Annotated in this window: 10 protein-coding genes; 6 read left to right on the plus strand and 4 right to left on the minus strand. The window is 61.8% G+C overall.

Features of this window, described 5'->3' with window-relative positions; translation table 11 throughout:
• Positions 1-25: 25 nt before the first annotated feature.
• Positions 26-1,066 (minus strand): non-homologous end-joining DNA ligase, encoded by a 1,041-nt coding sequence (gene ligD, locus AC1DVN_RS01820; RefSeq protein WP_003940248.1) that lies wholly within the window; start codon positions 1,064-1,066, stop codon positions 26-28.
• The gene (locus AC1DVN_RS01825) at positions 1,066-2,112 is read right to left on the minus strand and encodes an ATP-dependent DNA ligase (RefSeq protein ID WP_020909053.1); all 1,047 of its coding nucleotides are present in this window, start codon (positions 2,110-2,112) and stop codon (positions 1,066-1,068) included. The genes ligD and AC1DVN_RS01825 overlap by 1 nt, the downstream gene beginning before the upstream one ends.
• Positions 2,113-2,221: 109 nt before the next feature.
• Between AC1DVN_RS01825 and lppU the strand changes: the two genes are divergently transcribed.
• The gene (lppU, locus tag AC1DVN_RS01830) at positions 2,222-2,839 is read left to right on the plus strand and encodes an LppU family putative lipoprotein (RefSeq protein ID WP_019745226.1); all 618 of its coding nucleotides are present in this window, start codon (positions 2,222-2,224) and stop codon (positions 2,837-2,839) included.
• Between the two features lie 88 nt (positions 2,840-2,927).
• Here lppU and AC1DVN_RS01835 read toward each other — a convergent pair whose 3' ends face one another.
• Complete coding sequence (locus tag AC1DVN_RS01835) at positions 2,928-4,079, minus strand: magnesium and cobalt transport protein CorA (RefSeq protein WP_007731382.1); 1,152 nt, start codon at positions 4,077-4,079, stop codon at positions 2,928-2,930.
• A gap of 301 nt (positions 4,080-4,380) precedes the next feature.
• Positions 4,381-4,998 (minus strand): TetR/AcrR family transcriptional regulator, encoded by a 618-nt coding sequence (locus AC1DVN_RS01840; protein WP_020970727.1) that lies wholly within the window; start codon positions 4,996-4,998, stop codon positions 4,381-4,383.
• Between the two features lie 100 nt (positions 4,999-5,098).
• On the opposite strand from AC1DVN_RS01840, the gene AC1DVN_RS01845 reads away from it, so the two are divergent.
• The 5 genes from AC1DVN_RS01845 to AC1DVN_RS01865 all read left to right on the plus strand — a co-directional run bounded on the left by AC1DVN_RS01845 (position 5,099) and on the right by AC1DVN_RS01865 (position 12,321).
• Positions 5,099-6,013, plus strand: coding sequence for an SDR family NAD(P)-dependent oxidoreductase (locus tag AC1DVN_RS01845; RefSeq protein ID WP_387403069.1), 915 nt, complete (start codon positions 5,099-5,101; stop codon positions 6,011-6,013).
• Positions 6,014-6,062: 49 nt separating this feature from the next.
• Positions 6,063-7,664: a PucR family transcriptional regulator gene (locus tag AC1DVN_RS01850; protein ID WP_037120543.1), complete on the plus strand. Its 1,602-nt coding sequence runs from the start codon at positions 6,063-6,065 to the stop codon at positions 7,662-7,664.
• A 144-nt stretch (positions 7,665-7,808) separates the two neighbouring features.
• A complete protein-coding gene (locus tag AC1DVN_RS01855; protein ID WP_211918810.1) occupies positions 7,809-9,413 on the plus strand; it encodes an ABC transporter substrate-binding protein in 1,605 nt (534 codons plus the stop codon).
• A gap of 227 nt (positions 9,414-9,640) precedes the next feature.
• Entirely contained in the window at positions 9,641-11,242 is a 1,602-nt protein-coding gene (locus AC1DVN_RS01860) for an ABC transporter substrate-binding protein (RefSeq protein WP_019745231.1), read from the plus strand.
• Between the two features lie 65 nt (positions 11,243-11,307).
• Complete coding sequence (locus AC1DVN_RS01865) at positions 11,308-12,321, plus strand: ABC transporter permease (protein WP_019745232.1); 1,014 nt, start codon at positions 11,308-11,310, stop codon at positions 12,319-12,321.

Genomic DNA, 12,321 nt, shown 5'->3' on the forward strand with positions numbered 1-12,321 from the left:
TTACCCGATATGTCCGCCTCTGACGCTACCCGTCTTTGTTCTTCCGATCGCGGTCCTTGCTCGGTTGAACACGTTTGGGTTCACCGGGCATTTTGGGATAGTTCGGCGGGTACGGCAGATCGCCAAGTCCCGCCGCCAGATCCTTCTCCCACATCTCCAACAGAACGTCGAGGGCAAAGGCCTTGTCGTGCATCGCTTCCATCGGATCACCACGATCGGCGAGCAAGCCGGGCACCGTGGCGATGGTGCAGTCGTCTGGATGCACGTCGCGCAGTTCGTCCCAGGTCACCGGCGTGGACACAGTTGCGATCGGCGTCTTACGAGCGGAATACGCCGCCGCGATCGTCCGGTCACGGGCATTCTGATTGAAGTCGATGAAGATCCGTTCACCCCGCTCTTCCTTCCACCACGCGGTTGTGGCGCGATCGGCACTACGCCGTTCGACTTCACGGGCGAGGGCGATACCCGCGTGGCGGACCTCGACAAAATCCCAGCGCGCCTCGAGCGGGATGTAGACGTGAAGGCCTCGGCCACCGGACGTCTTGGGAAATCCTTCCAATCCCAACTCGGCGAGCAGAGGGCGAAGGACCTCGTCCGCGATGGCAACGGCCTCGTCGAACCCGGTCCCCGGTTGCGGATCGAGATCGATGCGGAGTTCGTCCGGGTGGTCGGTGTCCGGGCACCGCACGGCCCAGGGATGAAACGTGACAGTCCCGAGATTGGCGGCCCACACGATGTTCGCAGCACTTCGCACTCGAAGGACGTCGGCCTTGCGACCCGACGGGAACGTGACCTCGCAGGATTCGACGTGCTCGGGCCGCTTTGCCGGCAGCCGCTTCTGGTAAACCTCTTCGCCCTCGATGCCGTCGGGGAATCGCTGAAGATGCGTTGGCCGATCTTGGAGCGCCCGCAACGCTGCACCCTGCAGCGCCACCGTTCGGTAGTACTCGACAAGATGCCGTTTGGTTCCGCCGTCCTCACCCAACTGCGGATAGTAGATCTTGTCCGGGCTCGACAACCGGACCGCGATCCCGTCGACGTCCAGTTCCTCTGCGGGACTCGCCATCACTTACCACCTGCAAGAACATCCGCGAAGTCGTATCGCACCGGAACCTCCAACTGATCGAAAGTGCATTCGTCGGGCACCCTGTCCGGACGCCAGCGCAGGAACCGCGCGGCGTGCCGAAAGCGTTCCCCTTCCATCTGGTCGTACGCCACTTCCAGCACCCGCTCAGGACGAAGCGGAATCCAGGAGCGGTCTGCGGCCGATCTCCACCGGCTGGCCTCTCCCTCGGCCACAACGTCGTCCCCGAGGCGCAAAGGTTCGAGTTCGGCCAACAACTCGATCCGCCGCGCCGCGGTGAAAGCCGAAGCGCCACCGATCATCTTCAATTCGGCACCGTCGAACAGACCCAGAAGCATCGACCCGATACCCGGCTGGCTCTTGTGCGGACGGTAGCCCAGCAGTACGACATCCGCGGTCCTGGCGTGTTTCACCTTGATCATCTCGCGTTTGTTCGGCAGGTACGGTCCCGCCAGCTTCTTGGCGACAACCCCGTCGAGACCCGCGCCTTCGAAGGTTTCGAACCAGGCCATTGCTTCGGCGCTGTCGGCCGTCGCTGCCGTGACGTGGCAACTCGGCCCGCCACCGACGCAATCGAGGAGCAACGCACGTCGCACACCGAAGTCCTCGATCGAGACGTCGCGATCCCCGAGCGCCAGTAAATCGAACCCGACAAATTGCGCGGGCGTCTGTTCCGACAACAATGCGACGCGGCTCGCGGCGGGGTGAATCCGCTCGGAGAGCGCTTCCCAACTCAGGCGCGTCACACCGTCGATCTCACGGGGAACCACCAGTTCTCCGTCCACCACACATTTTTCGGGCAATTCAGACTTGACGGCTTCCACCGCCTCGGGAAAGTACCGCGCCAAGTCCTTTCCTCCTCGCGATCCGAGCACCACTTCGTCACCGTCACGAAAGATGATTGCTCGAAATCCGTCCCATTTCGGCTCGTACGACCACGTCGGGTCACCGGACTCGGGCTGAGGCGGCACAGTGGCCGCAGCCTTCGCGAGCATCGGGGCAAGCGGCGGCATCAGGGGTAGCTCCACCTACCCATACTGACAGTCCGGTTGGCAATTCGACTACCGATGTATTGGAATAGGTCCCGAACAATCTACGAACCAACAGAATTATCCAAGAATCAACAAAGGGGTCCTTATGTCCGGAATCGTCCGGCGACTTTGCACTGCGGTGATCGCAACTTCTGCAATCGCCGCCTTCACCGTCGGTTGCGGTTCCGACATCGAGCCGAAAGCCATTGCGGAATCATCTTCCTCGGTTGCCGATTCGACCACTACCTCCGCAGCCCCGACCACCTCGAAGATCACCGGCCAGGAGGGTTCGGACGACGGCGGCGACGTCGACATCGACGTGTCGATCGGTGATTGCGTCAAGCTCGGCGGTACCACGACGGCCGCGGAAATCGACAACGCGGACTGCGGTAGCAAGGATTCCAACTACAAGGTGGTCGCCAAGGTTCCCACCTCTGATCAGTGTGCCTCCGATGTCGACTCGTACTACTACGAGACCCTCGCGGGTGACGAGCAGGGCGCTGTCTGTCTCGACGTCGACTGGGTAGTCGGCGGATGCATGGACCTCGGCAGCGGAATGGACGAGCCCGCCCGCATCGAATGCTCGGATACCAGCGGCACCAATGTAGTCGAGGTCGTCGAAATCCTGCAGAACTCCACGTCGATCGACGAATGCGGTTCGGGGGCAGACTCGGGATTCGAGCACCCGGAACGTAAGTTCACGGTCTGCGTCGCAACGCTCTGATTCGAGCGCCCTCCCGAAAACACCTGTGCGCCTTGTCAACCGATCTCGGTTGGCAAGGCGCACAGGTGTTTTCTACAGCCGGCGCTTTCTACAACCAGCCCCGACGTTTGAAGATCGTGTAGAGACTTCCACACGTCAAGAACATCATCGAGAGAGCAAACGGATAGCCCAAGTGCCAGTGCAGTTCCGGCATGTCGTCGAAGTTCATTCCGTACACGGTTCCGATAAGCGTCGGCGCGAAGAGAATTGCCGCCCACGCCGAGACCTTCTTGATCTCCTCGTTCTGCGCGTAGCTCGCCTGCGTCAGATTGCGCATCTCCTCGTTCTGGTTCTGCGACACCAGAGTTGCGTTCACCGTGAGGATGTTTCCGAGCAACTGACGAAAGCCGTCGGCCCGCTCCACCACAGTCGTCGCATGGTCGGTGACGTCGCGGAGGTAACGCTGGAGTTCCTCGTCCGTGTGGTACTTGTCGAACCCCGCCGACAACCCACGCAGCATTCCCAGCAGCGGACGCGTCGCCCGCTGGAATTCGATCACCTCACGGGTCAGTTCGTAGATGCGACGCGAAACTCCGGGATCGCCACTGAACACTTCGGTTTCGATCTCGTCGATGTCGTTCTGCAGGCCGGCCACCACCGGGGCGTACCCGTCGACGACTGCGTCGAGAATGGCGTAGAGAACGGCCTCGGTACCCAACCGCAACAGGTCAGGATCGTTCTCCATGCGAGTCCGCACCGCCGAGAGATCCGGCGATTCGCTGTGACGGACGGTCAGAATGAAGTTCGGACCACAGAAGATGTGCAACTCGCCGAATTCGACCCGCTCGGTCTCGTCGCGGTACCGCGCAGCACGCAGGACCACGAACAGTGTCTTGCCGTAGCGCTCGAGCTTGGGGCGCTGGTGCGCGACAATCGCATCCTCGACCGCCAGTTCGTGGAGGTCGAAATGTTGTGCAGCGGCATACAACTGGGCGTCGTCGGGCCGGTACATGCCGATCCACGCCATCGACTGCGAATCCGGAAGGCATGACAGTGCTTCCGCCAGCGTGGACGGCGACGCTATCCGCTCGCCGTCGCGGTACACGCCACTGTTGACGACGGTCGATTCGACGGGCGCCACCGCCTCGGGCGGGGCAGCCTTGACGACGGTGCGTGCGGCACGCGAGTGCCCGGGATGTGAGTCACCGAGACCCGCGGAACGACGTGGCAGTACCGACCGTGAACGACGAAATTCGCGCATGCTGAACAGCTTTCGAGGGAAGAGTGAACGACGACGCTTGCTTCACAGCAAAGCCGAAGCCGATGAACACACGATGAAGCTGCAGCAAAATACCGGAACAACCCGGGCGGCTACAGCTTCAGTTGGTACTCGGAGGTTGGCCACGCATTACAGCCACACCTCCTCTTCCCTGAATTCCTACGCAAGTCCGCGCACGACGCCAACATGCTACCCCGACTGTCAGAGCGGGACAAACCGAACGACAAGCCGCAGGACAGCACGAACCGGTCGGAGGAAATCCGCTCACGAATGCAGCTTTCAGTCAGTTCGCAGCGCGCAATCCGCCGATCAAGAGTTCGACGATCTGGTCCGCCAACGACTCCGTCTCCGCCAAAGTCTGCCCTTCACGCCTTCGGTACCAGAGGTCGATGCCGTTGAGACTACTGAGGAGTACTTTTGCCGCCATTCGCGGCGAGCTCGCACGAATGGAACCATCCGCGACACCTTCGGTCATCACGTCGACGAACAGATTCTCGTAGTCGAGTCGCAGCGAATTCAGTTCCACGAGGACTTGCTGTTGCCTCGGCTTGAGCGCGGAGTTCATCTGGCCCCGGACACCTTGGTGGATCGTGTGGTGGTACCCGAGATGTGTCATGAGATTGACCAGGTGGGCGTGCGACATCGCTTCGAGACGCGCGAGGCCGCTGTCTGCCCCGTCGATCCGAGACTCGACCTCCGCGCGGAGCAGGCTCATCCCGCGCTCGTAGATTGCCAGGTAGATGTCGAACTTCGAACGAAAGTGGTAGTAGACAAGACCTTTGGTGGCCCCGATTCGATCGGCCAGCAAATCCATGGTCGTGGCCGCGTAACCGTCTTCGGCAAAGGCGTCGGCGGCGCTGGTGATGATCGCGGATCGCACGTCCGGAAGATCACTACTCATTCGACTTCCACTCCCATTCGCACTGCCTGCCGGCCCTTGACTGTTTCCACGCTATCGCATAGTAATACTGAGTAGTATCCCAGATCAGAGAGGTTTTCCAATGTCGTTGGATTTTTCCGGCAAGGTAGCGATCATCACAGGCGCAGGCGGCGGACTCGGCCGTTCGCATGCATTGGCCCTCGCCGCACGCGGCGCACGCGTCGTCGTCAACGACATGGGTGGCTCGGTCAACGGCAGTGGCGGCGCTGATACCGCAGCAGCCAAGGTAGTGGCGGAAATCGTCGAGTTGGGTGGCGAGGCGATCGCGGACCACTGCGACATCACCGACGTCGACGCCGTTGCCGCCATGGTCGCAACGGCCGTGGACAAGTGGGGCCGCGTGGACATCCTGATCAACAACGCCGGAATCCTGCGCGACAAGTCCTTCATCAAGGCCGAGCTCGACGACTTCCGCAAAGTCATCGACGTGCATCTGATGGGTTCCGTCATCTGTTCCAAGGCAGTCTGGCCGCACATGGTCGAACAGAACTACGGACGCATCCTCATGACCACGTCGGCATCGGGAATTTACGGCAACTTCGGCCAGGCAAACTACGGCGCCGCGAAGTCCGGCGTCGTCGGCCTGATGAACGTTCTCGCTATCGAGGGCGAACGCAAGGGCATCCGCGTCAACTCGCTGGCCCCGACCGCCGCGACCCGCATGACCGAAGACCTCCTCGACGAGAAGACTCTCGCTCTGCTTGCACCCGAATCGATTTCACCCGGCGCACTGTTCATGGTCTCCGATGACGCACCGACCAAGACCATCCTCAGCGCCGGTGCCGGTGTCTTCGCGATCGCTCGCATGGAAGAGTCGCAGGGCTTGTACATCCCCGAAGGCGCACTCTCCCCTGAGGTCGTCGCCGAACGGTGGTCCGAGATCAGTGACATGACCAATTCCGTCCAGGTGCCCGCGGCGTTCGATCAGACCCGCCGGTTCGTCGAGAAAGCTGTAGCCGAGCAGCCTGCCAACTGAGCAGGGCAACCAGCCAACTGATCGATCCTGCTCCCCCTAAGGTGTGGTGGTGACCACACCAACGGGAGTTTCGATCGTCGACATCGTCGACAGACTGGGAATGACGTTCCTCAGCGGAGGCGACACCGTCGACGACGCCCGCACTGTCAGCCGAGTGACCCTGCACGAAGGGTCCGGAGTCACGCAAGGCAGTGCGGGCGCCGTCGTGCTCGGCGCAGGACTGGCCGAGTCGGCCGACATTGCCACTGCAGTAAAAGAATACGGTTCGGCCGGAGCCGTCGCGCTGATCGTCAGGGAGCCATTGGCCGTCGACGAAAGCGTCGCACGGGCGGTCGCCGAAGCCGATATCGCCCTACTTGGAATGGTCAAGGATGCAAGCTGGCTGCAAAGTGCGTCGCTGATCAACGAGATCCTCGAATCCGGCAACAACGGGGACCGCACGTCCGCCGCTGACGCCGACCTGTTCGATCTTGCCAACTCGATCGCTCAGGTATTGAACGGCCCGGTCACCATCGAGAATCAGTCGAGCCGGATCCTCGCGTTCTCTGCGGATCAAGCCTTCGGTGACGAGGCACGTAAGCAGAGCGTCCTCGGACATCAAGTGCCGCAGCACTATTCCGACCGGCTCAGGTCAATGGGGTACTTCAACAAGATCTACGGCTCTACCCTGCCGGTATTTCTACCGGGTATCGGGCCGGGCATCAGGCCCCGGGTCGGCATGCGAATACATGCGGCATCCCAGATCCTCGGTTCGATCTGGGTGATCTTGGACGAGGAGCCGAACGAATTGCAGGTCAAAACGCTCGTCGAGGCGGCGGGCGTAGCCGCGATGAGTTTGCTTCGCGCCAAGCTGGCCGCCGATTCCGCACGACGGCTGAGGTTGGGCGAGGTGATCACGCTACTGAGCGGCGGCACTTCGGCCAAGGAAGCGGCCGAGCGACTGGGCTACGGCCGCTCGAAAGCAAACGTACTTGCGGCCGGCTTCCGTAGCGGCGCCGGCGCATCGTTGGAGGCCGAAGCCGACGTCGATCAACTGGCCCTGACACTCAATACCTATCTCGACCAAGTATTTCCGTTGTCGGTGGCGGCAGCGATCGGCGGCACCGTCTACGCCGTCATCCCACACACCCGGCACCAGACCGACGACGACTACGTGCGTCGGATCGCGTCGGAGTTTGCAGACCGTTCCCGTTCGGAAAAGTCGGTGGTCATCGGAATCGGTGCGACAGTGGCCGACGTGATGACGCTGGAGAAGTCACGCGACGAAGCCGACCGAGCGCTTCGCGTTCTGAGGTCGACGTGGAATTCCTCGGGCCGGACCGTCGCGCGCGCCGACGACGTGCAGATCAATTCCCTACTTCTGCGCCTCTCCGACGCCCTGGCGGACGAGAACGAGACCGCGTCGGGTCCGCTCGCGGTACTGCGTGAGTACGACCGCACTCACGACATCAACCTCGTGGACACCCTTCGAGCCTGGCTCGACACGTTCGGCGACATTCCGGCGGCTGCGTCGTTGGTTCACATCCACGTCAACACGTTTCGATACCGCCTCAAGAAGCTTGCCGGGATTGCCGGAATCGATCTTGATGATCCGGAAACTCGATTCAGCCTGATGCTCCAGCTTCGTCTCTTCTATCCGACAGCGTTGTAGCGATCTACCAAGTCTCACGAAACATTCGTAAATCCGGACGATGTTCTCCTCCTTTTGTTGGGTGAGGATTCAAGCAATCGTTTATTGCTCCTGACCCGACAGACCTCGCGTCACTCGGGCCGGACTACATCTTCCGGAGGCACCATGAAACAACGGTCCTACGCACTGCTGGCTGCGGCAACTGGCACCGTTCTTGCCCTGACCGCGTGCTCATCGGGTGGCTCGTCGGGTTCGGGTTCGGGTTCGGGTGAACCCGTCACGGACGGCACCTTCAAATTGGCTCTCGTGGCCGACCCCGGCGCTCTGAATCCGCTGATGACGGCCGCATCGCCGGCGCACCAGCTGGCGCGTCTGAGCTACGACTATCTGCTCCACCCGGATCCCGATACCGGTGTCACCAAGCCATGGCTCGCCGAGAAATGGGAAGAGACAACCACTTCCGCGTCCTTCACCATTCGCGACGGCGTCACCTGTACCGACGGATCCGCTCTGACTGCCCAGACTGTCGCCGACAACGTCAATTTCATCACCAACGCAGCAAACAAATCTGCTCTCCGCGGGGTGTACGCACCGGCAACTGCGAGCGCCACCGCCGACCCGGCGACACGGACAGTGACGGTCACGACTCCGGAGCCCTCTCCGTTCCTGCTTCTCAACCTGGCGCGAATACCGATCATGTGCGAGGCCGGGTTGAAGGATCCGACGGCGGCAAACAAGACGACCTTCGGGTCGGGCATGTTCCAGATGACAGAGGCAGTCGCGAACGATCATTACTCCTACGTTCGGCGCGACGGCTACAACTGGGGACCGGACGGCACCACCTCGGATACGGCCGGAGTACCCAAGAATGTCGTCGCGTCCATCATCACGAACAACAGCACAGCGGCCAACCAGGTGTTGTCCGGTGATCTGAATGCCGCAGCAGTTTCGGGCCCCGACCAGGATCGCATGAACGCCGCGAACCTGGATACCGTCAAGCAGCCCGCTCCGGCGGGCGAGATGTTCTTCAACCACAGTCCCGGCAATCCGACGAGCGATCCTGCCGTCCGCAAGGCTCTGGTCCAGGCTCTCAATCTCGACGACCTCGCCGAGATCTTCACGGCCGGTCGCGGAACCAGATCGACCACGATGGTGTCCATCGAACCGCGGGCCTGCATCTACGACTCTGTCGCCGGAAACCTGCCGGAATTCGACACCAGTGCAGCCGCAGCAACTCTCGAGTCTGCGGGCTGGAAGGTCGGCGCGGACGGTAAGCGCAGCAAGGACGGCACACCGCTCCGAATTCGGATGGTCTACGAGACGTTCGGTGACGCGACCGATGCTGCCGCCGACGTCGCGGTCAACGCGTGGAACGACCTGGGCGCCACCATTGAACTCACCAGTGGCGACTCGAACAAGATTCTCGATGTAGCACTCAGCGGCAAGGACAACACGGCGTGGGATGTTGTGTGGGAGCCGATCAACGTCGCGCTGCCCAGCATGCTGGTCCCCTTCCTCTCCGGTCCTGTGCCCGCTGCGGGAATGAATTTTGCGTCGATCTCCAACCCGGCCTACGACGCAGCCGTCACCAAGGCTTCCGGGCTGACGGGCGAGGACGCTTGTGCCGCTTGGGCAGACGCCGAGTCCGAGATCATCAAAGCAAACTCGGCGGTACCTTTTGCCGACAAGATCACGACTCTCTACTTCAACAATGCGGGTCTTGCATTCGGCCGCAATTTCATCGGTTCGGCCCTGCGCCTGTACCAGTAGACCGCCGGTAGCGACCGGGGAAATCGTCGTGTTTCGCCGGTCGCTGTCGGTATACGGACAGGTATTCACCGATCCAGGCGGTTTTCGTGGGAGCGGACGAAAATCGACCCGATTTTCGTGAGGATCGACAGAGATGCGCGTCACGTCATGCGCCAAGATTTAGCAGTCAACACTCAATCGCGCCCTCACGTTTTTCGCTCGGGCCCCAGCTCCATCCCGGAGGCACCATGAAACACCGCTCCTATCCAACACTTGCGGCAGCCGCAGGGCTCACGCTTGTGTTGTCTGCTTGTGGCTCGGGAGGCACGTCCTCGGGCGCCAGTGGCGGTGAACCGGCCACGGACGGGACCTTCCGTTTCGCCCTGCAGGCCGATCCGGGCGCACTCAACCCGATCATGTCGGCCTCTCAGGCAACCGCCGAGTTGTCTCGTTTGGCCTACGACTACCTGATCTACCAGGATCCCGATACCAGCGAAGTCGGACCGTGGTTGGCGGAGAAGTGGGAGGAGACTCCGACCTCGGCGTCCTTCACCATCCGTGACGGGGTGACCTGTACCGACGGATCGACGCTGACTTCCCAGACCGTCGCGGACAACATCAACTTCGTCGCCAATCCGGACAACGGTTCACAGTTGCGCGGGTCCTCCGTTCCGACCGGTGCCACAGCAACCGCCGATCCGGCAGCGCGCACCGTCACGGTGACCACTGCGGCGCCGAGTCCGTTCCTGCTTCTCAACGTCGGTCGACTGCCGATCCTGTGCGAGGCCGGGCTGAAAGATCCGACAGCATCGAACAAGAAGTCGCTCGGCACCGGCATGTTCGAAGTCACCGAAGTCGCCGCCAACGACCACTACACGTTCCAGCGACGTGATGGCTACAACTGGGGCCCCGACGGCACCGCTTCCGATACCCCCGGCGTCCCCAAGACGGTCATCGCCGCCATGGCACCGAACGTGAGCACCGCCGCAAATCAGCTTCTCTCGGGTGAACTCAATGCAGCTCCGATCGCCGGGCCGGACAAGGACCGCGTCGCGGCAGCCAATCTGGACTCGGTTGGCCGGCCGGTGCCCGCAGGCCAGATGTACTTCAACCAGATCGCCAGCAACCCCACCAGTGATCCGGCAGTGCGCAAGGCGCTGATCCAAGCGGTCAATCTCGACGACCTCACTCAGGTCATCACCGCCGGAAACGGGGTCCGGGCAACCAGTCTCGTCGCCGTCGAACCGCGCGCCTGTGTCTACGACTCTGTCGCAGGCAACATTCCGGACTTCGACCTCACAGCTGCAAAGGCAACACTGGACGGCGCTGGTTGGACTGCCGGCGCTGACGGCAAGCGAAGCAAGGATGGCAAGCCGCTCAATCTCCGCCTCGTGTACGACGGCACCGACGATCCGCGCAACGCGGCGGCAGAACTTGCTCAGTCGGCGTGGTCCGAACTCGGCGCAAACGTCGAGGTGACCGGTGGTGACTCGAACAAGATCATCGACGTCATTCTGAGCGGCAAGGACAACTCTGCCTGGGACATCGCCTGGGTCCAGATCAACTCCTCGCTGCCCAGCACGTTCACCGCGTACTTTGCCGGGCCGGTTCCCGCAGCAGGCAAGAATTTCGGATCGGTCAGCAACCCCGCCTACGAAGCAGCAGCCACCAAGGCTTCCGGTCTGACCGGTAGCGACGCTTGTGACGCTTGGGCCGACGCCGAGTCGGAGCTCACCAAGACGATCGCGGCCGTGCCCTTCGCAGATTCCGTCATGAACGTGTACTTCAACAAGGCCGGACTCTCATTCGGTAAGACGCTCACCGGTTCTGCGTTGCGTCTCTACCAGTAAGTCGTTTTCCCGCTCAGCATCTCTTCCCGCCCTGCATCTGTTCCCGCCCTCCGGAAAGACAGCCCATGAGTCAAACTATTGAAGCCGCGAAACCAGAAGCGGCGCCTCAGGCTCGAGCAAAGTGGCTCGAGTCCGACAGCTGGCCCGCATATCTTCTGCGTCGTTTCGGCACCTTCGTGATTTCACTCTGGGCGCTGGTGACTGCGGCGTTCCTGATGCTCCAACTGATTCCGGGCGACCCGGTTCGGTTGGCTCTGGGAATGAACGCACCGGTCGAACTGGTCGAGACAACGAGGTCTCAGCTCGGTTACGACCTTCCCTTGTGGCAGCAGTACTTCCGATTCGTCGGCGGGTTGCTGAGCGGGAATCCCGGTGACTCGATCACCTTGAGGACTCCGGTCTTCGAGGTGATCGCGTCCCGCCTCCCTGCAACACTCGAACTGGCTGTACTCACAGTCGTCACGGTGCTGCTACTGGGCATTCCGATCGGCCTCATCTTCGCTGCACTGACCCGCAACGGTCGACGACGCGGAGTCGAGATCGGTTACACCGCAACGTCAGGCACCATCGCCGTGATCCCCGAGTTCATGTTCGGTACGGCGCTGGTCTACCTCTTTGCCGTCACGTTCCCTGTTCTGCCCGTCGCCGGCCGCGGTGGACCGGAAAGCTACATCCTCCCGGTCGCGGCCATGTCGATCGGTGCCATCGCCTCGATGTCGCGCATCGTCCGTGCAGAGGCACTCGGCGTGTTGGACATGGACTACATCCGTACGGCGCGCGCCAAGCGAATGCCCGTGGCACGAATCTACTTCCGTCATGCAATGCCCAACCTCATGACGTCGACGCTGACGCTCGCCGGACTCCTCCTGGGTGGTCTGATTGCCGGCACCGTGCTCATCGAGAGCATCTTCGCCTGGCCCGGCATGGGCATGGCGCTGGTCAAGTCCATCACCGAGAAGGACTACCCGCTCGCCCAGACACTGGTCGTGATCTACGGCGCCATCGTCCTTCTCATCAATTTCATCGTCGACGTGGTGCTCGCTCTCATCGACCCACGATCCACAATTCGGGAGAACTGA

It is taken from the genome of Rhodococcus sp. P4_E4 (assembly GCF_056401575.1).

Excerpts from the sequence above, each read along its gene's own strand:
- ligD (WP_003940248.1), bottom strand. The coding sequence starts at position 1,066 with ATGGCGAGTCCCGCAGAGGAACTGGACGTCGACGGGATCGCGGTCCGG.
- lppU (WP_019745226.1), top strand. The coding sequence starts at position 2,222 with ATGTCCGGAATCGTCCGGCGACTTTGCACTGCGGTGATCGCAACTTCT.
- AC1DVN_RS01835 (WP_007731382.1), bottom strand. The coding sequence starts at position 4,079 with ATGCGCGAATTTCGTCGTTCACGGTCGGTACTGCCACGTCGTTCCGCG.
- AC1DVN_RS01840 (WP_020970727.1), bottom strand. The coding sequence starts at position 4,998 with ATGAGTAGTGATCTTCCGGACGTGCGATCCGCGATCATCACCAGCGCC.
- AC1DVN_RS01845 (WP_387403069.1), top strand. The coding sequence starts at position 5,099 with ATGTCGTTGGATTTTTCCGGCAAGGTAGCGATCATCACAGGCGCAGGC.
- AC1DVN_RS01855 (WP_211918810.1), top strand. The coding sequence starts at position 7,809 with ATGAAACAACGGTCCTACGCACTGCTGGCTGCGGCAACTGGCACCGTT.
- AC1DVN_RS01860 (WP_019745231.1), top strand. The coding sequence starts at position 9,641 with ATGAAACACCGCTCCTATCCAACACTTGCGGCAGCCGCAGGGCTCACG.
- AC1DVN_RS01865 (WP_019745232.1), top strand. The coding sequence starts at position 11,308 with ATGAGTCAAACTATTGAAGCCGCGAAACCAGAAGCGGCGCCTCAGGCT.